At 63.5% G+C, this 21,632-nt stretch carries 20 protein-coding genes, 1 tRNA gene and 1 pseudogene; 14 read left to right on the forward strand and 8 right to left on the reverse strand.

Features of this window, described 5'->3' with window-relative positions:
- Positions 1–91 precede the first annotated feature (91 nt).
- The 10 genes from ybgC to DFS21_RS02800 all read left to right on the forward strand — a co-directional run bounded on the left by ybgC (position 92) and on the right by DFS21_RS02800 (position 7,081).
- A complete protein-coding gene (gene ybgC, locus DFS21_RS02755) occupies positions 92–544 on the forward strand; it encodes a tol-pal system-associated acyl-CoA thioesterase (protein WP_023628696.1) in 453 nt (150 codons plus the stop codon).
- A gap of 2 nt (positions 545–546) precedes the next feature.
- Positions 547–1,242, forward strand: a complete 696-nt coding sequence (gene tolQ / locus DFS21_RS02760) for a protein TolQ (RefSeq protein ID WP_023628695.1) — start codon at positions 547–549, stop codon at positions 1,240–1,242.
- Positions 1,243–1,256: 14 nt separating this feature from the next.
- Positions 1,257–1,709, forward strand: coding sequence for a protein TolR (gene tolR, locus DFS21_RS02765; protein WP_023628694.1), 453 nt, complete (start codon positions 1,257–1,259; stop codon positions 1,707–1,709).
- The gene (gene tolA, locus DFS21_RS02770) at positions 1,709–2,785 is read left to right on the forward strand and encodes a cell envelope integrity protein TolA (RefSeq protein ID WP_110697866.1); all 1,077 of its coding nucleotides are present in this window, start codon (positions 1,709–1,711) and stop codon (positions 2,783–2,785) included. The genes tolR and tolA overlap by 1 nt, the downstream gene beginning before the upstream one ends.
- A gap of 47 nt (positions 2,786–2,832) precedes the next feature.
- On the forward strand, positions 2,833–4,083 hold the full coding sequence (gene tolB, locus DFS21_RS02775; protein ID WP_046856761.1) for a Tol-Pal system beta propeller repeat protein TolB: 1,251 nt from the start codon (positions 2,833–2,835) through the stop codon (positions 4,081–4,083).
- A 54-nt stretch (positions 4,084–4,137) separates the two neighbouring features.
- Positions 4,138–4,635 (forward strand): peptidoglycan-associated lipoprotein Pal, encoded by a 498-nt coding sequence (gene pal / locus DFS21_RS02780; protein WP_008090230.1) that lies wholly within the window; start codon positions 4,138–4,140, stop codon positions 4,633–4,635.
- A gap of 6 nt (positions 4,636–4,641) precedes the next feature.
- Positions 4,642–5,451, forward strand: coding sequence for a tol-pal system protein YbgF (ybgF, locus tag DFS21_RS02785; RefSeq protein WP_110697868.1), 810 nt, complete (start codon positions 4,642–4,644; stop codon positions 5,449–5,451).
- 160 nt (positions 5,452–5,611) lie between these two features.
- Positions 5,612–6,259 carry a 7-carboxy-7-deazaguanine synthase QueE gene (queE, locus tag DFS21_RS02790; protein ID WP_110698202.1) on the forward strand — a complete coding sequence of 216 codons (648 nt, stop codon included), beginning with the start codon at positions 5,612–5,614 and terminating at the stop codon, positions 6,257–6,259.
- 10 nt (positions 6,260–6,269) lie between these two features.
- Positions 6,270–6,944, forward strand: coding sequence for a 7-cyano-7-deazaguanine synthase QueC (queC, locus tag DFS21_RS02795; protein ID WP_050704481.1), 675 nt, complete (start codon positions 6,270–6,272; stop codon positions 6,942–6,944).
- A 61-nt stretch (positions 6,945–7,005) separates the two neighbouring features.
- A tRNA-Lys gene (locus DFS21_RS02800) sits at positions 7,006–7,081 on the forward strand.
- 72 nt (positions 7,082–7,153) lie between these two features.
- Here DFS21_RS02800 and DFS21_RS02805 read toward each other — a convergent pair.
- The 5 genes and pseudogenes from DFS21_RS02805 to DFS21_RS02820 form a co-directional block, all read right to left on the reverse strand.
- Positions 7,154–8,440, reverse strand: coding sequence for an FAD-binding oxidoreductase (locus tag DFS21_RS02805; RefSeq protein ID WP_111531772.1), 1,287 nt, complete (start codon positions 8,438–8,440; stop codon positions 7,154–7,156).
- Between the two features lie 53 nt (positions 8,441–8,493).
- Positions 8,494–10,047: an amino acid permease gene (locus DFS21_RS02810; protein WP_111531773.1), complete on the reverse strand. Its 1,554-nt coding sequence runs from the start codon at positions 10,045–10,047 to the stop codon at positions 8,494–8,496.
- A gap of 555 nt (positions 10,048–10,602) precedes the next feature.
- Positions 10,603–11,358 (reverse strand): methyl-accepting chemotaxis protein, encoded by a 756-nt coding sequence (locus DFS21_RS27180; protein WP_371926761.1) that lies wholly within the window; start codon positions 11,356–11,358, stop codon positions 10,603–10,605.
- Between the two features lie 102 nt (positions 11,359–11,460).
- Positions 11,461–12,729 (reverse strand): annotated as a pseudogene (locus tag DFS21_RS27185) (HAMP domain-containing protein); the annotation flags it as partial.
- A gap of 56 nt (positions 12,730–12,785) precedes the next feature.
- Positions 12,786–14,138, reverse strand: a complete 1,353-nt coding sequence (locus tag DFS21_RS02820; protein WP_110697876.1) for an APC family permease — start codon at positions 14,136–14,138, stop codon at positions 12,786–12,788.
- A 425-nt stretch (positions 14,139–14,563) separates the two neighbouring features.
- Here DFS21_RS02820 and DFS21_RS02825 point away from each other — a divergent pair, with 425 nt between their 5' ends.
- Positions 14,564–16,075, forward strand: coding sequence for a YdgA family protein (locus DFS21_RS02825; protein ID WP_110697878.1), 1,512 nt, complete (start codon positions 14,564–14,566; stop codon positions 16,073–16,075).
- A gap of 244 nt (positions 16,076–16,319) precedes the next feature.
- Positions 16,320–17,378 (forward strand): quinolinate synthase NadA, encoded by a 1,059-nt coding sequence (gene nadA, locus DFS21_RS02830; RefSeq protein ID WP_102681685.1) that lies wholly within the window; start codon positions 16,320–16,322, stop codon positions 17,376–17,378.
- A gap of 56 nt (positions 17,379–17,434) precedes the next feature.
- On the opposite strand, the gene DFS21_RS02835 is transcribed toward nadA, so the two are convergent.
- Complete coding sequence (locus DFS21_RS02835) at positions 17,435–18,871, reverse strand: M48 family metalloprotease (RefSeq protein WP_110697880.1); 1,437 nt, start codon at positions 18,869–18,871, stop codon at positions 17,435–17,437.
- A gap of 106 nt (positions 18,872–18,977) precedes the next feature.
- Here DFS21_RS02835 and DFS21_RS02840 point away from each other — a divergent pair, with 106 nt between their 5' ends.
- Positions 18,978–19,217 carry a sulfurtransferase TusA family protein gene (locus DFS21_RS02840; protein WP_023630920.1) on the forward strand — a complete coding sequence of 80 codons (240 nt, stop codon included), beginning with the start codon at positions 18,978–18,980 and terminating at the stop codon, positions 19,215–19,217.
- Between the two features lie 163 nt (positions 19,218–19,380).
- Positions 19,381–20,451, forward strand: coding sequence for an AI-2E family transporter (locus DFS21_RS02845; protein ID WP_102681686.1), 1,071 nt, complete (start codon positions 19,381–19,383; stop codon positions 20,449–20,451).
- Between the two features lie 45 nt (positions 20,452–20,496).
- Here the strand turns inward: DFS21_RS02845 and DFS21_RS02850 are convergent, their stop codons facing one another.
- Both DFS21_RS02850 and DFS21_RS02855 read right to left on the reverse strand, forming a co-directional pair.
- Positions 20,497–20,970 (reverse strand): peroxiredoxin, encoded by a 474-nt coding sequence (locus DFS21_RS02850; protein WP_102681687.1) that lies wholly within the window; start codon positions 20,968–20,970, stop codon positions 20,497–20,499.
- A 10-nt stretch (positions 20,971–20,980) separates the two neighbouring features.
- The gene (locus DFS21_RS02855) at positions 20,981–21,541 is read right to left on the reverse strand and encodes a glycine cleavage system protein R (RefSeq protein WP_038705592.1); all 561 of its coding nucleotides are present in this window, start codon (positions 21,539–21,541) and stop codon (positions 20,981–20,983) included.
- Between the last annotated feature and the right edge of the window lie 91 nt (positions 21,542–21,632).

Below are 21,632 nucleotides of genomic sequence, written 5' to 3' on the forward strand. Positions count from 1 at the left end.
GGCATGCCCTGGGCTCGCTGGCAATACGACATTATCGATGCAAAAACAGTTGCCGCAGCGGATTGGCAAGCACAGGAGTAAGCACTAGAGTATGCGCGCGCAAAATGGGCTGGAACCGTTCGCACACCGCTGTCGCGTCTATTACGAGGATACCGACGCCGGTGGCGTGGTGTATTACGTCAACTACCTCAAATTCATGGAGCGCGCGCGCACCGAGCGGCTGCGTCACCTGGGGTTCTCCCAGGCCCAGCTGGCGCAGGACAATTTGTTGTTCGTGGTCCATTCCAGCGAGGCGCGCTATCACGCGCCGGCCCGCCTGGACGACGAGCTGCGGGTAACCGCGCAAGTACTTGAATTGAATCGTGCCAGCCTGCGCTTCGTGCAGCAGGTGTGGCGAGCAAAGGATGAAGTGCTGCTCTGCGAGGGGCAGTTCCTGGTGGCCGCCGTGCGCGCCGACACTTTCAAACCCCGGGCCATTCCCCCAGAACTGCGCGACGCCTTCCTGGCGGACGGCACGGGTACTCAATCGAACGCAGGAGAATAAGCGTGGAAGCAAACGTCGTCGACCATACCTCCATGTGGAGCCTGGTCGCCAATGCCAGTGTCGTGGTTCAGCTGGTAATGCTGACCCTCGTGGCAGCCTCGGTGACCTCTTGGATCATGATCTTCCAGCGCAGCACCATGCTGCGCGCCGGTCGTCGTGCACTGGACGCTTTCGAAGAGCGCTTCTGGTCGGGCATCGACCTGTCCAAGTTGTACCGCCAGGCGGGCAGCAACCCTGACCCGGACTCGGGTGTCGAGCAGGTCTTCCGTGCCGGCTTCAAGGAATTCTCGCGCCTGCGCCAGCAACCAGGTGTCGACCCGGACGCGGTCATGGAAGGGGTAGGGCGTGCCATGCGCGTGGCCATCTCCCGCGAGGAAGAAAAGCTCGAGCAGAGCCTGCCGTTCCTGGCCACCGTCGGTTCCACCAGCCCGTACATCGGTCTGTTCGGTACCGTATGGGGCATCATGAACTCCTTCCGTGGCCTGGCCAGCGCCCAGCAAGCCACCCTGGCCACCGTGGCCCCGGGCATTGCCGAAGCCCTGATCGCCACTGCGATCGGCCTGTTCGCCGCGATCCCGGCTGTTATCGCCTACAACCGTTTTGCCGCGCGCAGTGAAGTGCTGATCGGGCGCTACTACACGTTCGCCGACGAGTTCCAGGCGATCCTGCACCGCAAAGTACACACCAGCGAAGAGTGATCAGGTAGAAACCCATGGCCCGAGTTCGCCACAAACGCAAGCCGGTCGCCGAGATGAACGTGGTGCCCTACATCGACGTGATGCTGGTGCTACTGGTTATCTTCATGGTGACCGCCCCGATGCTCAACCAGGGCGTGAAGGTGGACCTGCCCAAGGTTTCCAGCGAAGCCCTGCCGCAGGACAACAACGTCCAGGTCCTGACCATCTCGATCAAGGCCGACAAGACCTACTATTGGAATCTCGGCAGCGAAGTCGACACCGACAAGCAGATGGACAAGGCCATGACCTTGCCGGAAATGACCAGCGCGGTGACCAAGATCATCGCCGCCGGCCGTGACCAGGGCAAGCAGACCCAGGTCTTCATCCGTGGCGACAAGGCTGTCGACTACGGTGCGGTGATGGGCGCCATGGGCGGGTTGCAGAAGGCCGGTGTCGGTAACGTTGGCCTGATTACCGAGGCGCCCTGATGCAACAGCGAGAGCCATCCGCCTCGGAAAGCTACTTCTGGCCCAGTGTCTGGGCCATTGCGCTGCACGTGCTGGTGTTCGGCATGCTGTTCGTCAGCTTCGCCATGACGCCCGAGCTGCCGCCTTCCAAGCCTATCGTCCAGGCCACGCTGTACCAGCTCAAGTCCAAGAGCCAGGCGACCACCCAGACCAATCAGAAGATTGCCGGGGAGGCCAAGAAGACCGCTTCGCGCCAGACCGAGGTCGAACAGCTGGAGCAGAAGAAGGTCGAGCAGGAGGCCGTGAAGGCCGCGGAACAAAAGAAAGCCGACGCCGCTCAAAAGGCCGAGGAGGCTCGCGAAGCCGCCGAGGCGAAGAAAGCCGAAGACGCCGCCAAGGCCGCCGAGCAGAAGAAAGCCGCCGAGGCCAAGAAAGCCGAGGAAGCGAAGAAGGCTGCCGAGAAGCAGCAGGCCGACATCGCCAAGAAGAAGGCTGAGGAAGAAGCGAAGAAGAAGGCCGAGGAAGAAGCCAAGAAACAGGCTGCGGAAGAGGCGAAGAAGAAAGCCGCCGAAGACGCGAAGAAAAAAGCAGCCGAGGACGCCAAGAAGAAAGCGGCGGCCGAGGACGCGAAGAAGAAGGCAGCTGAAGAGGCCAAGAAAAAGGCTGCGGCAGACGCCCAGAAGAAAAAGGCACAGGAAGCGGCCCGCAAGGCGGCGGAAGACAAGAAGGCCCAGGCACTCGCCGAGCTGTTGTCCGACACCACCGAACGGCAGCAGGCGCTGGCCGACGAGCAGGGTGACCAGGTGGCCGGCGACTTCGACGACCTGATCCGCATGCGCGCGGCCGAAGGTTGGGCGCGTCCGCCATCCGCGCGCAAGGGCATGACGGTAGTTCTGCAGATCAACATGCTGCCGGACGGCACCCTCACCAACGTGAGTGTGGCCAAGTCCAGTGGCGACGGTCCGTTCGACAGCTCGGCCGTGGCCGCGGTGAAGAACATTGGTCGGTTGACCGAAATGCAGGGCTTGAAGCCGAACGAGTTCAATCCGTATCGTTCATTCAAGATGACATTTACACCTGAGGATCTAGCGTTGTGATTAAACGTCTGAGAGGACTCCTGGTCTTGCTCTGCTGCGTGGCAGGCATGGCGATGGCAGAGGAAAAGAACATCCTGGTCACCAGCGGTAGCGACCGGGCAACTCCCATTGCGGTAGTGCCGTTCGGTGTCCAGGGCGGCAGCGTGCTGCCGGAAGACATGGCCGATATCATCGGCAACGACCTGCGCAACTCCGGCTACTACGCGCCAATCCCGCGGCAGAACATGATCAGCCAGCCAAGCCAGGCCAGCGAAGTGATCTTCCGCGACTGGAAAGCGCTGGGCGCCCAGTACGTCATGGTCGGCAGCATCGTGCCGGCCGGTGGTCGCCTGCAGGTGCAGTACGCCCTGTTCAACGTCGCCACCGAGCAGCAGGTGCTGACCGGTAGCGTGGCCGGAGGCGTCGACCAGCTGCGTGACATGTCGCACTACATCGCCGACCAGTCGTTCGAGAAGCTCACCGGCATCAAGGGTGCGTTTTCCACGCGCATGCTGTACGTGACCGCCGAGCGTTTCTCCACCAACAACACCCGTTACACCCTGCAGCGTTCGGACTACGACGGTGCCCGCGCAGTAACCCTGCTGCAGTCGCGTGAGCCGATCCTGTCGCCGCGCTTCGCACCCGATGGCAAGCGTATCGCCTATGTCTCGTTCGAGCAGAAGCGCCCGCGCATCTTCATCCAGCACATCGACACCGGTCGCCGCGAGCAGATCACCAACTTCGAAGGCCTGAACGGCGCGCCTGCCTGGTCGCCTGACGGCTCGCGCCTGGCATTCGTGCTGTCGAAGGACGGCAACCCGGACATCTATGTGATGAACGTGGCTTCGCGCCAGATCACCCGTGTCACCGCAGGCCCAGGCATCAATACCGAGCCGTTCTGGGGCAAGGATGGCAACACCCTGTACTTCACCTCCGACCGTGGCGGCAAGCCGCAGATCTACAAGCAGTCGGTTGGTGGCGGTGGTGCCGAGCGCGTGACGTTCGTGGGTAACTACAACGCCAACCCGAAATTGTCGGCGGACGAAAAGACCCTGGTGATGATCCATCGCCAGCAGGGTTTCACCAACTTCAAGGTGGCCGCGCAGGACCTGCAACGTGGAAGTGTAAAGATTCTCTCCGAGACCAGTCTTGATGAGTCTCCCACTGTTGCGCCAAACGGCACCATGCTAATCTACGCCACCCGCCAGCAGGGCCGGGGAGTCTTGATGCTCGTGTCGCTTAACGGCCGCGTGAGGCTCCCGCTTCCTACCGCTCAAGGCGAAGTCAGAGAACCGTCCTGGTCCCCTTACCTGAACTGATTGCGGCGTAACACGTTTTGCTTAACACACTGGGGTTTCATTAGGAGTTTCACGATGGAAATGCTGAAGTTTGGTAAATTCGCTGCGCTGGCTCTGGCCATGGCTGTAGCTGTAGGTTGCTCCTCGAAAGGCGGCGACAACGCTGGTGAAGGCGCTGTTGATCCGAACGCTGGCTACGGTGCCAACACTGGCGCTGTTGACGGTTCCCTGAGCGAAGAAGCCGCCCTGCGCGCAATCACCACCTTCTACTTCGAATACGACAGCTCGGACCTGAAGCCAGAAGCCATGCGCGCTCTGGACGTTCACGCCAAGGACCTGAAGTCCAACGGCAACCGCGTTGTCCTGGAAGGCAACACCGACGAGCGCGGCACCCGCGAGTACAACATGGCTCTGGGTGAGCGTCGTGCCAAGGCCGTTCAGCGCTACCTGGTTCTGCAGGGCGTTTCCCCTGCTCAGCTGGAACTGGTTTCCTACGGCGAAGAGCGTCCAGTTGCCACTGGCAACGACGAGCAGTCCTGGGCCCAGAACCGTCGCGTAGAACTGCGTAAGTAAGTTCCTATGCGTATGTGCCGTCGTGCTGTAACCGTCCTCGCACTCAGCCTGCCCCTTTCGGCGTGGGCTGCGGTTCCCGTAGTAGATGACAACGCGGGTGGCTATCCACCTGCGGGTTATGGCACGAGCGGCGCCTATGCCGGAGCAGGGGCTTCGGCCCCTGCTTCTGCAAATGGCCAGCTGTTCATGCAGCTGCAGCAGATGCAGGACCAGATTTCCCGCCAGCAAGGCATCATCGAAGAGCTGCAGAACGATGTGTCGCGCATGAAGCAGGAAAACCTCGAGCGCTACCAGGATCTCGACCGCCGCATCAGCAGCGGTGCCGCGCCTGCCGCGACTCCAGACAATTCTTCCACCGGTGGCGCGAACAGCGCAGCCACGGGTGCGGCCGCCGGCACCAATGCCGCGCAGCCACCGGCCGCGAGCAGCGAGCCGGGCGATCCGGCGAAAGAGAAGCTGTATTACGACGCCGCTTTCGACCTGATCAAGCAGAAGGACTTCGACAAGGCCAGCCAGGCCTTCAACGCCTTCCTGCGTAAGTACCCCAACAGCCAGTACGCCGGCAATGCCCAGTACTGGCTCGGTGAGGTCAACCTGGCCAAGGGCGACCTGCAAGGTGCCAGCCAGGCGTTCGCCGAGGTCGGTCAGAAGTACCCGAAACACAGCAAGGTGCCGGATTCGCTGTACAAGCTGGCCGATGTCGAGCGCCGCATGGGCCACACCGACAAGGTCAAGGGCATCCTGCAGCAGGTCATCACCCAGTACCCCGGCACTTCCGCCGCGCAACTGGCGCAACGCGACCTGCAAAAGCTCTGAACGACCCGTTGAAGAAGAAACCCGCGCTTGTCGCGGGTTTTTTCGTTAGAATCACAGCCCTTTTTTCGTAAACACGCTGCCGCGGATAACGCTTTGTCGAGTCCGCGACAGTGCCTGACGGAGGCGGACAGCCTGTTTAGCTGTCACGCCCGTGGCGATCATGCAAGACACATTACGCATCACCGAAGTGTTTTACTCGTTGCAGGGTGAAACGCGAACGGCCGGGCTGCCCACGGTTTTCGTGCGCCTGACCGGTTGCCCCCTGCGCTGCCAGTACTGCGACAGTGCCTATGCCTTCAGTGGCGGCACTGTCCGCACCCTTGACTCCATTGTTGAGCAGGTGGCCGGCTTCAAGCCGCGCTACGTCTGCGTGACCGGTGGCGAGCCTCTGGCCCAGCCCAACGCGCTGCCTTTGTTGCAACGCCTGTGCGACGCCGGTTACGACGTGTCGCTGGAAACCAGTGGCGCTCTCGACATCAGTGGCGTCGACACCCGGGTCAGCCGCGTGGTCGATCTCAAGACCCCAGGCTCCGAGGAGTCTCACCGCAACCGCTACGAGAACATCGAGCTGCTGACCGGCAACGACCAGGTCAAGTTCGTCATCTGTTCCCGCGAGGACTACGATTGGGCGGTTTCCAAGCTGATCCAGTACAACCTGGCCGAGCGCGCCGGTGAAGTGCTGTTTTCGCCCAGCCACCATCAGGTGAGCGCCACCGACCTGGCTGACTGGATCGTCGCCGACAACCTGCCCGTACGCTTCCAGCTGCAGCTGCACAAGCTGCTGTGGAACGACGAACCCGGACGTTGAGGAGAAAGACATGACTGACAAACGCGCGGTAATCCTGCTGTCCGGTGGCCTGGATTCGGCCACCGTGGTAGCCATGGCCAAGGCCGACGGCTACCAGTGCTACACCATGAGCTTTGACTACGGCCAGCGCCATCGCGCCGAGCTTAACGCCGCGGCACGGGTGGCTCGTGACCTGGGCGTGGTCGAGCACAAGGTGATCGGCCTGAACCTTGATGGCATCGGTGGCTCGGCGCTGACCGACAGCAGCATCGATGTACCCGAGGCGCCAAGCGAGGGGATTCCGGTCACCTACGTGCCGGCTCGCAACACCGTGTTCCTGTCCCTGGCCCTGGGCTGGGCGGAGGTGCTCGAAGCCCGTGACATCTTCATTGGTGTCAACGCCGTGGATTACTCCGGCTACCCGGACTGCCGCCCGGAATTCGTCGAGGCCTTCGAGCGTATGGCCAACCTGGCTACCAAGGCCGGCGTGGAAGGGCAGGGCTTCCGCATCCAGGCGCCGCTGCAGAACCTGAGCAAGGCGCAGATTGTCCAGGCGGGCATCGCCCGTGGCGTGGACTATAGCCTGACCGTTTCTTGCTACCAGGCCGACGACGACGGACGTGCCTGCGGCAAGTGCGACAGCTGCCGCTTGCGCGCCGACGGCTTCAAGGCGGCCGGCGTAGAGGATCCCACCCGGTATTTTTGAAAAAATTTGCGATGGAGTGTTGATTTCCTCTGAGAAATCAGTAATATACGCGCCATCCAACGGGTCGTTAGCTCAGTTGGTAGAGCAGTTGGCTTTTAACCAATTGGTCGTAGGTTCGAATCCTACACGACCCACCATATGCAGTACGAAAGAGCCCGCCTTCATGGCGGGCTTTTTCATGCCTGTCGAGAAAGTGGCCTGATCCACTGTCAACGGTTCAGGCGCCGTGCATCGAACGCATCACGTGCCTGGTAGGCGGTGTAGGTGGCCTGCGCGGCCACCAGGCCGGCCAGGCCGAAGGTGCGGTCGAGGCCGAACCGACTGAAACCGCTCGGGATCGGCAGGCGATGGGCGATGGCATCCGCCAGGACTTCGCCAGCGACCGTGGTCGGGGCCATGCCATGGCCGCCGAAGCCGACCGCGTGCCAGATGCCGTTGTGGTCCTGGCCGATCTGCGCCATCTGGTGGCGTCCGTAGCTCATCAGGCCGCCCCAGGAGTACTCCAGCTCCACGTCCTCGAGTTGCGGATAGACGCTCGCCAGGTCGGCCTTGAGCAGCCTGGCGATGGCCTGTGGCCCGCGGTCGAGAATGGAGATGCGTCCGCCCCAGAGGATCCGGGTGTCTTTCAGCGGGCGGTAATAATCGAAGGCGAAGCGTGTATCGTAGATGGCCGACTGGCAGTCGATGGCGTCCTGCAGGCGTGCGCCCAGTGGCGCAGTGGTCACCACGTAGGTGGCGATCGGCAGCACGGCGCGTTCGATCGGGGCGTAGACGCCGCGGGCATAGCCCCCTGCGCTGAACACCACCTGCTCGGCATGGACTTCGCCCTGGCCGGTGCGCACGATGTAGCCGCCAGCCTTCTTCTCGATACTGGTCACCGGCGATTGTTCGTAGATCGTCACCCCGGCCTGTGCGGCTGCCTGGGCGATACCGCAGACGTACTTGAGCGGGTGGAAGTGGAATGCGTTGCGTTCCAGCAACCCGCCGTAGTAGCGCTCGGTCCTGAGCTGTTCCTTCAGTTCGCCGCGGGCGATGTATTCCCAGTCGACGCCATAGGCCTGCTTCATCAGCTGGCGCGGTTTTTCCAGGCGCGACGGGTCGTTGAACCAGTTGGCGAGGATCACACCCTGGTCGACCAGGTCGCAATCGATGGCGTAGCGGCGGGCGCGTTCGCGGATCAGCTCGACGGCGTCGAGTGTCAATCGATACAGCTTGCGTGCCTCGTTGGCGCCCAGGGTCGCCAACAGTTCGGCGTTGCCGAGGCTGTAACCGCCGAAGACGAAGCCGCCGTTGCGTCCCGAGGCGCCATGGCCGACGCGTTGCGACTCGAGGAGTGTCACATCGCTCACCCCGCGCTCGGCAAGCCCTATCGCAGTCGACAGGCCGGCCAGACCACCACCGAGGATGCAGACGCGGGTATCGGTGCGCCCACTCTGGGCAGGGTAGAAGGTTCTGCTGGCGGTGGCTTCGTAGTAGGAGTCGAAGGTGCTGTTCATCAGGGTCCCGGAGCAGTGGTGGGCGGACCGGGGCGGGTCCGCCAATGGAGAGTTCAGGCGGGTTGCTGGCTGGCCGCGAGCGCATCGCCTGTGGGCTCTGCCTTGCTGCGTTCGGCTTTGCGAATCTCGATACTGGAAAAGTCCATTTCCCTGTAGCGCACCACCTTGGAGCCTGTGACCAGCTTGTGGCCGAACCAGACCACCACGAACAGCACCAGGCCGACGTAGGTGGCGAAGGCACCGACCCAGTCGATCTGCCCGCCGATGAACGCCTGGTAGTTCTGCCCGAGCATGACCACCATGCACAGGCCGAAGGCGAACAGCGGGCCGAACGGGAAGTATTTCGACACATACGGCAGTTTCGCCAGGTCATTGCCATTGAGCAGGTAGCCGCGGCGGAAGCGGTAATGGCTGATGGCTATGCCCAGCCAGGCGATGAAACCGAGCATGCCGGAGGTGTTCAGCAGCCACAGGTAGAGCTTGCCGGGGCTGAACAGGAAGCTCAGCAGGCACAGACCCGCGACCGCGGCGGTGGCCAGCAGCGCCCAGACCGGCGTGCCACTGCGGGTCACCCGGGCGAAGATGGCCGGCGCCTTGCGCTCCAGCGCCAGGCTGTAGAGCATGCGCGACGAGGCATACATGCCTGAGTTGCCGGCGGACAGCACCGAGGTCAGGATCACTGCGTTCATCACGGCGGCGGCGGCGAGCATGTCAGCCTTGGTAAAGATCAGGGTGAACGGACTGATGGTGACATCCGACAGGCCGTCTTTGAGCAGGCGCGGGTCGGTGTAGGGGATCAGCAGGCCGATCACGACAATGGTGAGTACGTAGAACAGCAGGATGCGCCAGAAGATCTGGCGCACGGCCTTGGGAATGTTGCGTCCCGGGTTTTCCGTTTCGCCAGCGGCGATGCCCACGAACTCGGTGCCCTGGAACGAGAAACCGACGATCATCGCCACGCCGATCAGCGCCGGCAGGCCGCCGGCAATGGGCGCGTCGCCGATCTGCCAGAGGTGGGCGCCACCGTCCTGGCCGCCTTCGAGGATGCCCAGCAGCATCAGCACACCCACGGCGATGAAAATGATGATGGTGATGACCTTGATCAGGGCGAACCAGAACTCTGCCTCGCCGAAGAAGCGCACCGAGGCGACATTGAGGGCGAACAGCAGCGCCAGGAAGGCCGCGCTCCAAATCACCCCGGGGGTGTCCGGGAACCAGTAGAGCATGATGATCTGTACGGCCACCAGGTCCACGGCGATGGTCACTGCCCAGGAGTACCAGTAGTTCCAGCCCAGGGCGAAGCCGAAGCTTTCTTCGACGTAGCGCGAGGCATAGGTGGAGAACGAGCCGCTGACCGGCATGCACGCGGCCATTTCGCCGAGGCTGGTCATCAGGAAGTAGACCATCAGGCCAATCACCGCGAAGGCCAGCAGTGCGCCGCCGGGGCCGGACTGGGCAATGGTGGCGCCGGAGGAGACGAACAGGCCGGTGCCGATGGAGCCGCCGATGGCGATCATGTTCAGGTGGCGGCTGGTGAGGGTGCGCTTGAGGTGTCCGGAAGGCGGGGCTGCGGCAGTCAAACTTCCGTTGTTGTTCGAATGGGTCATGGGCAACCTATTTGATCTGCATTCGGGTGAGTTGTTGTTCTTGTTGTGATCTGACCACTTCCTGTTGCAGGTGACGGGCGCGGATGGGCGCCGGTCGGCCAGCAGCTTCTCCAGTGCTGCGGCGGTCGCGATTGCATTGATTGAAATCAGTATTGGCGTTGAAAGGTGTTCGCAACAAACGACAATTAGTTGTTACTTCATTCCGTTTTGGAATGCATGATTTCGTCGTTTTGATCATGTGCCAACGTTGATATTCACACGCATTCATCTGGATTGCCCATATTTACTGATATGCATCGACGTCATTGTGAAGTGGTAAATGGTCGTTTTGTATTTTCCTTAAAATGTACGAAACAATATGGCGGAAATTTATTCATCATTGATGCAACAAAAAACCGATACCTGGGGTGGCCAGATATCGGTTTGAGAGTGTCGTATCCCTTCAGGCGGAAGGGTTGCTGGAGGGGGCAGCCTTGTCGTGAGCTGTCAGCCTTTGTCATGGCGGACCGTGCTGCTGCTGGCAGTCCGCTGTTGCTGTTTCATCCAGGGGTGGACTCAAACCCGGAACTGCGCCATCAGTGCCTGCTGCTGGTTGGCCAGCCGGTTCAGTGCCTGGCTGATGTGCGCCGACTCGTCGGCCTGGCCCGACAGCGATTCGGTAACGTCGCGGATGCCCGCCACGTTGCGGTTCACCTCTTCGGCCACTGCGCTCTGTTCCTCGGCGGCCGAGGCGATCTGCAGGTTCATGTCGGTGATCACCGTCACCGCCTCGCCGATACGCTGAAGCGCCGGCAAGGTCTGTTCCATTTGCGCGGCACTGTCCTGGGCCTGGCGCTGACCGGCCTGCATTGCCTCGACCACGTCCTGGGTGCCTTGCTGCAAGCCTTCGATGACCTGGCGGATCTCCTCGACCGACACCTGGGTGCGCTGCGCCAGGTTGCGTACTTCGTCGGCGACCACCGCAAAGCCCCGCCCGGCTTCGCCGGCGCGGGCCGCTTCGATGGCGGCGTTGAGGGCCAGCAGGTTGGTCTGCTCGGCGATGGCGCGGATCACTTCAAGTACCGAGCCGATCTGTTCGCCACGGCTTTCCAGGGCGCGGGCTTCATCCATGGCCGCATCCATGCCGCCGGCAAGCTGGGCGATCGCTTCCCGGGTGGCGCCCACCCGCGCCAGGCCATCGCGGGTTGCCTGGTCGGCACCGCGTGCGGCCTGGGCGGCCTGGGCGGCATTGTGGGCAACGTCATGGGCCGTGGCGCTCATTTCGTTTGCCGCCGTGGCCACCTGTTCGATTTCTCGGTGCTGTTGCTGCATGCCGTCGCTGGTCTGGCGGGCAATCAGCGCCGACTGGTCGGCAGTGCCGCGGGCTTCCTGCAGCGACCCCTTTAGCTGGGCGATCACCGGTTGCAGCTTGTCGAGGAAGCGGTTGAACCAACCGGTGAGCTGGCCCAGTTCGTCGTCGCGGGCATAGTCCAGGCGCCGTGTCAGGTCGCCTTCGCCGCTGGCGATGTCCTTCAGGCGGGCGGCCACGGCCAGGATCGGCCGGGTCACGCCGCGGGCGGTCAGCCACACCAGCAGCAGCCCCAGCACGGCGGCGCCCAGGCCGATCAGCAGGCTGACGAGGTTGGCCTGCTGGTTCTGGCTGTCCAGGCGTTGGTTGAGAGTGACGGCGGGCGCTTGCAGTACCTGCTCGGGCAGTTCGAGCAGCACCTGCCACGGTGCCGCGCCGGGAATTGGCGCAAAGGGTCGGGAAATACGCATGGTGCCTTCGTCCAGGCGCTCGACGGCCTGGCCGGCCCGCAGTGGTGCGGCCAGGGCCGCCGCGCTGGCGCCGAAGGCTTGTTGCACGGTCTTGCTCAACTGGCCGGCATCCTGGCTGTGGCCGGCGAGCAGGCCCGCGGGGCTGACGATGCTGACCTGGCCCTGGCCGTCGAACAGTTCCTGGCGGCCAGCCAGGCTCAGTTGCTGCAGGTTGTCCAGGCCGATGTCCAGGCCGACCACGCCCACCACCTTGCCGTTTTCCAGCAGCGGCAGGGCGATGCTGGTCATCAGTACCTGGTGGCCGTTGACTTCGTCGAAGTACGGGTCGAGCACGCAGGCCTTGGCGGTTTCCAGCGGGCAGGTCAGCCAGCGGTTGTAGGGCGAACCGTTGGCGCCGATGCTGGTGTCGGCAAGCATCGACTCGGGCATGGCCTCCACTTCGAGGCTGCCAGTGCCGGGCTGCGACCAGTACAGCGAGAAACGCCCGCTGTCGTTGCTGCCATTGTCGGCCTGGCCGACGAAGCGCGCGTCCTGCTGGTCCAGGGCGTTGGGCTGGAACACCAGGTACAGGCCGATCAGGTCGGCATTGCCGGCCAGTGCGGCGCGGGCTTCGCGGCTGAGTTCACCGCGCAGGTCGGCGCCGCCGCGGGCCTTGAGCGCCTGCACCAGGCGGGCGAAACCGTTGCCGTACTGGTAGGCGTCCATGAAGTAGCGCTGGATGCGCAAGGCCTGGGTTTCGCCGTGGGCCTGCAGGCGCAGGCGGGCACTGTGGTCGAGCAGTTCGGTGTTGGCCTGGAACACCTGCTCGGCGCTGCGCCGGGCCTGGGTGAGCGAGGTGGCCACCAGCAGGGCGACGATGGCCAGCAGGCACAGGCCGGCGAGCAGGGTGATCTTCCATTGGATGGAGAGACGGCGCGGCGACATGGGCTTTTCCTTTTCGGGCAAACACAACGCCCGCGGTCAGGCGGGCGTCGATGGGGTCATTCGGCGATGCAGTTCGGTGGCGCAACCCTGAAGGCCTTGGTCAGCCAGGCCAGGTAGAGCACGCCAAGCAGGGCCCAGACACCGCCGAACAGCAAGGAGTGTTCGTTCAGGTCCAGCCACAGCGAGACGATGATGCAGAAGCCTATCGTCGGCGCCACCAGATACTTGAGGTTGTTCGTCAGGCCCTTGTTCTGTTTCTCACGGATATAGCAGTGGTTGATCACCGAGAGGTTGACGAAGCTGAACGCCACCAGCGCGCCGAAGTTGATCACAGAGGTGGCGGTGACCAGGTCGAAGAAGATCGCCGACAGCGAAATCAGGCCGACCACGGCGATGTTCAGCACCGGGGTCTTGTAGCGCGGGTGCAGGCGGGCGAACACCCCGGCCGGGATCACGTTGTCGCGGCCCATCACGTACAGCAGGCGCGACACGCTGGTCTGCGAGGCCAGGCCCGAGGCGATGGTGTTGATCACCGTGCAGGCGATGAACACCGACTGGAACAGCTTGCCGCCGACGTACAGGGCGATTTCCGGCAGGGCTGCTTCCTGGTCGTGGAAGCGCTGCATGGTCGGGAAGTAGGCCTGGATAAAGTACGACACCCCGATGAACACCACGCCGCCGATCAGGGCGGTCAGGAAGATCGCCCGGGGGATGGTCTTGCCCGGGTCGCGGGTTTCCTCCGACAGGCAGGTCACTGCATCGAAGCCCAGGAACGAGAAGCACAGGATGGTCGCGCCCGCGGCCAGCGCGGCGAACTGGGTCTGGTCATCGGCGAACGGCAGCAGGCTCCAGGCGGTGCCCAATCCCTCGCCGTGGCCCAGGCCGCGCCAGCACAGGTAGATGAACACCGAGATGATCGCCACCTGCACGGCGACGAACAGCAGGTTGAAGTGCGCCACCAGGTTGATGCTGCGCATGTTGATCAGGCTGATCAGGGTGACGAAGCTGGCCACCCATACCCAGGCCGGCACTTCGGGGAACATTGCCGACAGGTAGAGCTTGGCCAGCAGCGCGTTGACCATGGGCAGCAGCAAGTAGTCCAGCAGCGACGACCAGCCGACCAGGAAACCCACGTGCGGGTTGATTGCGCGCTGGGTGTAGGTGTACGCCGAGCCCGACTGCGGGAAGCGCCGCACCAGCGTGCCGTAGCTCACGGCAGTGAACAGGATGCCGAGCAGGGCCAGGATGTAGGCGCTGGGCACATGCCCTGCAGTGATGCCGGAGACGATGCCGAAGGTATCGAACACGGTCATCGGGGTGAGGTAGGCCAGGCCGATGATCACCACGTGCCAGAGGCGCAGGGACTTGCGGAACTGGGCATCGCCGGAAGCGCTGTGGTCAGGCTGCATGCGGGCGCTGCTCCTGTGTCGAAACAACGGGCACGGCGAGTGACGGGCACGACAAGGTCGAGCGGATGGGCTCCATGTTGTTCACCTTTTATGTTGGAGCTGCAGGGTGCGCGAAATAAACAACGATGGTCGTTTGAGTGTCAAGTTAAACATGACAGGTAGTCAGTTGGATGGAAGATGAATCGGTTTTTTTGGCCGTTATGCACTGTTATTGGCCGATTGAGCGGATCGTAAGTCGATTTTGATGTTCGTAAAAATTGACATTGATTTTGGCAAAAGCGTGCGGTCGGTGGGGCGCCGATGCACGAAATACATCAAGCATCACCGCGCCGACCGGGCGCCGATGGTATTCTTGCCACCCCGCGTGCCCTCGTTTCCGTGGTCCGCCCAATCGCCCTCCCTATGGACAGCAATCGGTTCTATTCATGAAGAAATCAGTAGGCATCCTTTCCGGCCTGGCGGTCGCCATCGCCGTCGCAACCACCGCTGGCGCCTGGTACACCGGCAAGCAACTGCCCGCGGAGCTGGAGCGCTCCGTTGCCCGCGGCAACGAAGAGCTGAAGAAAGCCCTGGTCGGCAACGGCGGCAGCATGACCATCGAGCTGGTCTCTTTGGACCAGCACTTCTTCACCAGCACCGCGCACTACCGCCTGAAGGCCGAGAATGTGCAGCTCGGCGAGGCCGAGGCGCTGAACTTCCAGGTCGGCGTGACCGACCAGATCGAGCACGGCCCGTTCCCCTGGTCGCGGGTCAAGGCGTTCAAGCTGATGCCGGTCATGGCCACCAGCAACAGTGCTTTGGACAAGGATGACTTCACCGCAGGCTGGTTCACCGCCGCCGGCGACAAGGCACCGGTCACCGCCCAGGTCAGCCTCGGCTACAACGGCAGCGTCGACAGCGATATCCGCCTGGCGCCGGTGACGCTCAAGGAAGACGGCGGCAACGTCCTGGACTTCTCCGGCCTGCAGCTGCAACTGCGCGGTGACCGCGACGGCAAGGCGGTGGAGATCCACGGCAATGCCGAGCACCTGGAGTTGAACTTCGTCGATGAGCAACAGGCGCCGGTGAAGATCCTGCTCAACGGCTTCAAGGCCGGCGGCAAGCTCCACGAAACCGCTCACGACATGGTCTATGTCGGCAACTTCGACCTGGCCCTGGCCGACACCCAGGTGACCTTCGGGCCGAAGCAGGAAGTGCTGGTGCTCAAGGGCCTGCAGCAGAACAACCTGTACAACGCCGAGGGCGAGGCCAAGGACAAGCTGGCCGGGCGCCTGGAATACAAGGTCGCCGACATCAGCTACGGCGGGCGCAAGGTCGGCAGCGCGGAAATGGTCTTGACCATGAAGTCCATCGACATCGCGGCCATGCAGGCGTTGATGGAGTGGTACCAGACCCAGCTGCCGCAGATGCAGCAGGCGGCGGCCGAGGGCGAGGCCCCGTCGCTGGAAATGACCCCCGAGGAACAGGCCAAGGTCCAGGGCGACCTGCACAAGCTGCTGGTAGCCAAGCCGCAGGTGGCGGTGGAAAAGCTGGCGTTCAAGACCGCCAATGGCGAGAGCCACTTCAACCTGGCGATGGACTTCGCCAGCCCCAGCTCGTTCGACCTGCCGCCTGACCAGTTGGGCAAGCAGCTGCTGACCCAGCTGAAGGCCAAGCTCAGTGTCTCCAAGCCGATGGTCGGTGACCTGGCCACGTTGCAGGCGCTGCTCGACGGCGAGACCGACGCCCAGGCCATTGCCCAGCAGTCCAGCCAGGCTGGCGAGATGCTCGGCATGATGGCGCTGCAGAGCGGCATGGCCACGGTAGAGGGCACCGATGTGGTATCGAGCCTGCAGTATGCCGATGGCATGGTCGACTTCAACGGCAAGAAGATGACCGTCGAGGAGTTCGCCATGCTGATCAGCGGCCACCTGGCGGCGCTGCAGCCGCAGGGCTGAGCCCTCGGGCATGCCCGCTCTCATCATCGTGGGAGCGGCGATGCGGCGACCCGACTTGCCCCGCGACGGAGGGCTGCAAAAACCCCTTTTGCATCCTTCCGATTGCCTGTAGCCTTCGCGTCCGATAATAATCCGCGCCCGCAGAGGAGCCGAGACGCTGGCCGTCCGGCACCGCTAGCCGATCTGCCAGGGCCGGGTGATACACTCGACTGACGCGCTCAAGCGCCCTGCAGGTCCAGCGATCATGACCCAGATTTCCGAACGCCTGTTGGTCCAGGCGCACCTCGATGCCAAGCAGCCCAACCCGCTGACGCCCGCGCAGGAGGCCGAATACCGTGCGGCCATCGCTGCCGAGCTGAAGAAGCAGAACGCCGTGCTGGTGGCCCACTACTATTGCGATCCGGTGATCCAGGCCCTGGCCGAGGAAACCGGCGGCTGCGTGTCCGACTCGCTGGAGATGGCGCGCTTCGGCAAGAATCATCCCGCCGAGACCGTGGTGGTGGCGGGGGTGCGCTTCATGGGCGAGACGGCGAAGATCCTCACCCCGGAAAAGCGCGTGCTGATGCCGACCCTGGAAGCGACCTGCTCCCTCGACCTGGGTTGCCCGGTCAAGGAGTTCTCGGACTTCTGCGACCAGCATCCCGAGCGCACCGTGGTGGTCTACGCCAACACCTCCGCGGCAGTTAAAGCCCGGGCCGACTGGGTGGTGACCTCCAGCTGCGCGCTGGAAATCGTCGAAAGCCTGATGGACAACGGCGAGACCATCATCTGGGGCCCGGACCAGCATCTGGGTCGTTACATCCAGAAGCAGACCGGTGCCGACATGCTGCTGTGGGATGGCGCCTGCATCGTTCATGAAGAGTTCAAGTCGCGCCAGTTGGCCGACATGAAGGCGTTGTACCCGGACGCCGCGATCCTGGTGCACCCGGAGTCGCCGGAAGCGGTGATCGAGCTGGCAGACGCGGTAGGTTCCACCAGCCAGCTGATCAAGGCGGCGCAGACCCTGCCGAACAAGACCTTCATCGTCGCCACCGACCGCGGCATCTTCTACAAGATGCAGCAGCTGTGCCCGGACAAGGAATTCGTCGAGGCGCCGACCGCTGGCAACGGCGCGGCCTGCCGCAGCTGCGCGCACTGCCCGTGGATGGCCATGAACACCCTGGAGCGGGTGCTGGACTGCCTGCGCAATGGCAGCAACGAGATCTTCGTCGAGCCGGCGCTGATCCCCAAGGCGATCAAGCCGTTGAACCGCATGCTCGACTTCACCCAGGCGGCGCGGTTGAAGTTGTCCGGGAACGCCTGACCGGTTGCACAAACCATCGCGGGGCAAGTCGGGTCGCGATGGTTTCTGGCTGTGTATCAGCGCCCCATCATCTCCTTGACCATGCGCTGCTGCTCCATGATCTCGCGCTGGCGCTGGTCGATCTGCGAAGCCAGCGGGAAGTTGCTGCCCGAGCGGCGCTTGGCGTAGTCGAGCTGCTGGATCGCCTGGTCGAAGTCGCCGACCAGGGTGAAGTATTCGGCGCGCGCGCGGTGCAGGCCGATAGTGTTGCCCGACAGCCCGCGCACTTCGGCCACGTCGTACCACACGTCCGGATCGTCCGGGCGGTTCTTGATCAGGTCATCCAGCACCTTTTCCGCTTCGGCCGGCTTGTTCTGCTTGACCAGCAGGTCGGCGCGCACCTGTTTCAACGGGTAGTTGCCCGGGTACAGCGCCTGCATGCGCTGGGCGCGCTGCTGGGCGTCGGCCAGGCGGTTGTTGGTGATGTCCAAGTCGATCTGCGCCAGGTTGTAGGTGATGTCGTTGGGCGCCTTGGCCAGCAGTGGCTTGAGGTTCTCCCGCGCCTCGTTGAGCTGGCCGCCCTTGATCTGCGCCAGGGCCAGGCCGTAGCGGGCGGCATCCATGTTCGGGGTTTCGTCGAGCTGGGCGCGGAAACGCTTGGCGGCCATGCCCGGCGTGCCTTCGTAGGTGAGCTGCACGCGGGCGCGGATCAACTGGTAGCGCAGGCTGTCTTCCACGCCGCCCTTGGGCGCCTGTTCGGCGCGGTTGCGGGTGTCGGCGATACGCGATTCGGTAACCGGGTGGGTCAGCAGGAATTCCGGCGGCTTGGCATCGTAGCGGTACTGGCGGGCCAGGCGCTCGAACATGCTGGGCATGTTGCGCGGATCGTAGCCGGCCTTTTCCAGGTTGAGGATGCCGAAACGGTCGGCTTCCTGTTCGTTCTGCCGGGAAAAGCGCCGCTGCTCCTGGATTGCCGCGGCCTGTGTACCGGCGATCACGCCAATGCCGGCATCGCCGCCGCCGCCCGCCGCCAGCACGATACCGGCCAGCAAGGCCGCCATCATCGGCAGTTGCATGCGTTGCTGGGCCTCGACGCCGCGGGCGAAGTGGCGTTGCGACAAGTGCGCCAGTTCGTGGGCCAGCACGGAGGCGTACTCGCCTTCGGTCTGGGCATTGAGGAACAGGCCGCCGTTGACCCCGACGATGCCACCGGGTGCGGCAAAGGCGTTGAGTTCCTTGCTGTCGATAAGGATGAACTCCAGGCGCCGGTCCTGCAGTTGGCTGGTCTCGGCCAGCTTGTACACGCTGGTCTCGACGAAGTCCTTGAGCTGCGGGTCGTTGAGCTGGTTCACCTGGCCGCGCAACAGGCTCAGCCAGGCGCGGCCGAGCTGGTGTTCCTGTTGTGGCGAGACGATCGCGGAGCTGGCGTCGCCCAGTGACGGCAGGTCGTCGGCGTGGCCGGGCAGGGCCAGCAGGCAGGCCAGCGTCAACAGGGTGGGGCGCAGTAGATTCATGCAGAAGCTCGCGTCGGTCAAAAGCCTTACTGTAGCCGGGTCGCGCGATGCCGACCAGTGGCGGTATCCTAGCGGCCTTCCCCATGCGGTCCTGGAGCGCTGCCCGATGAGTGACACCCCGACTTGTGACGCCGAGCTCGATGCCAGCGGTCTCAACTGTCCATTGCCGCTGCTCAAGGCGAAGATGGAGCTCAATCGCCTGGCCAGCGGCGCGGTGCTCAAGGTGCTCGCCACCGATGCCGGCTCGCAACGCGACTTCCGCACGTTTGCTCAACTGGCCGGTCATACGCTGCTGCATGAAACGGCCGAGGCCGGGGTCTACACCTACTGGCTGCGCAAGGCCTGATTCCCTTCATTAGGCTCTATACGAAAAGCCTTGAGACTTGTTCATGCTGCGTTGAAAACAGCCTCGGAATGCTCATGTACTCTAGTACACTCCGCTTCCTCGGCTGTTTTCGCCTTGCCTGACCTGCGTCTCAAGGCTTTTCGTACAGAACCTAGGATCGTCAATGTTCAAAGTGCTTCGCGACTGGATGCAGCGCTACTTCTCCGACGAGGAGGCAGTGGTGCTGGCGGTCCTGCTGTTCCTGGCCTTCACCGTGGTGCTGACCCTGGGCGGCATGCTCGCGCCGGTGCTGGCGGGCATGGTCCTGGCGTTTCTCATGCAGGGGCTGGTCAATGCCCTGGAGCGCCTGAGGGTACCCACACGGCTGGCTGTCTGGCTGGTGTTCGCGCTGTTCATGGGCGCGCTGGCGGTGTTCATGCTGGTGCTGGTGCCGCTGCTCTGGCATCAGCTGATCACCTTGTTCAACGAGCTGCCCGGCATGCTCGGCAAGTGGCAGTCGCTGTTGCTGCTGTTGCCCGAGCGCTACCCGCACCTGGTGTCGGATGAGCAAGTGCTGCGCGCCATCGAGTCGGTACGCGGCGAAATCGGCAAGTTCGGCCAATGGGCATTGACCTTCTCCTTGTCGAGCCTGCCGCTGCTGGTCAATGCCATGATCTACCTGGTGCTGGTGCCGATCCTGGTGTTCTTCTTCCTCAAGGATCGCGAGCTGATCGGGCGCTGGGTCAGTGGCTACCTGCCGCGTGAGCGCACGTTGCTCAACCGGGTGGGCGACGAGATGAACCGGCAGATCGCCAACTATATCCGCGGCAAGGGCATCGAGATCCTGATCTGCGGGATTGCCACCTATATCGCCTTCATCAGCCTGGGGCTCAACTATGCCGCCTTGCTGGCGCTGCTGGTGGGGTTGTCGGTGGTGGTGCCGTATGTCGGCGCGGTGGTGGTGACGGTGCCGGTGACCCTGATCGCGCTGTTCCAGTGGGGCTGGGGCGACCAGTTCATCTACCTGATGGCGGTGTACGCGATCATCCAGGCGCTCGATGGCAACGTGCTAGTGCCGTTGCTGTTCTCCGAGGCGGTGAGCCTGCACCCGGTGGCGATCATCTGCGCGGTGCTGCTGTTCGGCGGGCTGTGGGGGTTCTGGGGGATCTTCTTCGCGATCCCGCTGGCGACGCTGTTCAAGGCGGTACTGGATGCCTGGCCGAGGCAGGAAACGTCTGTGGCGCCGATGCTTTAGGGCTACTCGTGGGGGCAGGCTCGCCCGCTCCCACGGTATCCGGTATCAGGCCTTGTTCAATGCCTCGGCCGCAGCCAGTACCGCATCCACATGCCCGGGCACCTTCACCCCACGCCATTCCTGGCGCAGCACACCGTCCTTGTCGATCAGGAAGGTGCTGCGGTCCACGCCCAGGTATTCCTTGCCATACAGCTTCTTCAGCTTGATCACGTCGAACAGCTGGCACAGGGCCTCGTCCTTGTCGCTGATCAGCTCGAAGGGAAAGGCCTGCTTGGCCTTGAAGTTCTCATGCGACTTGATGCCGTCGCGCGATACGCCGAACACCACGGTGTTGGCGGCCTGGAACGCCGCGTGTTGGTCGCGGAAACCCTGGCCTTCGGTGGTGCAGCCCGGAGTGCTGTCCTTGGGGTAGAAGTACAGCACCACTTGCTGGCCTTTCAGTTCAGCCAGGCTGACGCTCTGGCCGCTGGTGGCCTGGACCTGGAAATCGGCGACGGGTTGGTCGATTGCTACGGCCATGGGAGCTTCCTTAGACAGGGTTCTGTGGGCGCCACGGTTCGATCAGCGCGTCCAGGTTCAGGGCGTCGGCGAAGTCGAGGAACTGGTCGCGCAGCCAGCTGATCTGGGTGCCGGCCGGCAGGATCACGGTGAACTGGGCGTTGAGCATGCTGCTGCCGGTCTGCGGGGCGAGGTAGGTGTCGCAGGTCATCGCTTCGAGCTCGACGCGGTGGTCGAGGAAGAACTGGCACAGCTCGTTGATGATGTCCGGGCGATAGGCGGCGCTGACGTAGGCCACGTAAGGCAGGGCCTGCGGGCGCACCTCCTGGTCGGCGCTGCGGACCACGTCCAGCGTCAGGCCGTGCTTCTTGCCCAGGCCCGGCAGGGTGGCCTCGAGGCGGGCCAGGGCATCCCAGCTGCCGCCGACCTGCAGCACCAGGGCGCTGGTTTCGCCGTGGCGCGACAGGCGCGAGGTGACCACCGCGCAGCGATTGTCGAAGGCCGCGCGGCTGAGGACGTTGGCCAGCTCCATGGGGTTGGGGCCCAGGGCGCTGATGACGAGGAATTGTTCGCGAACGGTGGGGGTGGACATGCAGCATTCCTAAAGCGATGAGCGGTCGGTACAGGACGGGGGCAAGCCTCCTTTTCCCGCAGGGCCCCGGCCGGTTTGGGCGGCTGTGGAC

The sequence above is a fragment of the Pseudomonas sp. 2848 genome, from assembly GCF_003253945.1.
Taxonomy (GTDB): domain Bacteria; phylum Pseudomonadota; class Gammaproteobacteria; order Pseudomonadales; family Pseudomonadaceae; genus Aquipseudomonas.

Coding starts and splice junctions, on each gene's coding strand:
- ybgC (WP_023628696.1), top strand. CDS start 92: ATGCGCGCGCAAAATGGGCTGGAACCGTTCGCACACCGCTGTCGCGTC.
- tolR (WP_023628694.1), top strand. CDS start 1,257: ATGGCCCGAGTTCGCCACAAACGCAAGCCGGTCGCCGAGATGAACGTG.
- tolA (WP_110697866.1), top strand. CDS start 1,709: ATGCAACAGCGAGAGCCATCCGCCTCGGAAAGCTACTTCTGGCCCAGT.
- tolB (WP_046856761.1), top strand. CDS start 2,833: ATGGCGATGGCAGAGGAAAAGAACATCCTGGTCACCAGCGGTAGCGAC.
- pal (WP_008090230.1), top strand. CDS start 4,138: ATGGAAATGCTGAAGTTTGGTAAATTCGCTGCGCTGGCTCTGGCCATG.
- ybgF (WP_110697868.1), top strand. CDS start 4,642: ATGCGTATGTGCCGTCGTGCTGTAACCGTCCTCGCACTCAGCCTGCCC.
- queE (WP_110698202.1), top strand. CDS start 5,612: ATGCAAGACACATTACGCATCACCGAAGTGTTTTACTCGTTGCAGGGT.
- queC (WP_050704481.1), top strand. CDS start 6,270: ATGACTGACAAACGCGCGGTAATCCTGCTGTCCGGTGGCCTGGATTCG.
- DFS21_RS02805 (WP_111531772.1), bottom strand. CDS start 8,440: ATGAACAGCACCTTCGACTCCTACTACGAAGCCACCGCCAGCAGAACC.
- DFS21_RS02810 (WP_111531773.1), bottom strand. CDS start 10,047: ATGACCCATTCGAACAACAACGGAAGTTTGACTGCCGCAGCCCCGCCT.
- DFS21_RS27180 (WP_371926761.1), bottom strand. CDS start 11,358: ATGCAGCAACAGCACCGAGAAATCGAACAGGTGGCCACGGCGGCAAAC.
- DFS21_RS02820 (WP_110697876.1), bottom strand. CDS start 14,138: ATGCAGCCTGACCACAGCGCTTCCGGCGATGCCCAGTTCCGCAAGTCC.
- DFS21_RS02825 (WP_110697878.1), top strand. CDS start 14,564: ATGAAGAAATCAGTAGGCATCCTTTCCGGCCTGGCGGTCGCCATCGCC.
- nadA (WP_102681685.1), top strand. CDS start 16,320: ATGACCCAGATTTCCGAACGCCTGTTGGTCCAGGCGCACCTCGATGCC.
- DFS21_RS02835 (WP_110697880.1), bottom strand. CDS start 18,871: ATGAATCTACTGCGCCCCACCCTGTTGACGCTGGCCTGCCTGCTGGCC.
- DFS21_RS02840 (WP_023630920.1), top strand. CDS start 18,978: ATGAGTGACACCCCGACTTGTGACGCCGAGCTCGATGCCAGCGGTCTC.
- DFS21_RS02845 (WP_102681686.1), top strand. CDS start 19,381: ATGTTCAAAGTGCTTCGCGACTGGATGCAGCGCTACTTCTCCGACGAG.
- DFS21_RS02850 (WP_102681687.1), bottom strand. CDS start 20,970: ATGGCCGTAGCAATCGACCAACCCGTCGCCGATTTCCAGGTCCAGGCC.
- DFS21_RS02855 (WP_038705592.1), bottom strand. CDS start 21,541: ATGTCCACCCCCACCGTTCGCGAACAATTCCTCGTCATCAGCGCCCTG.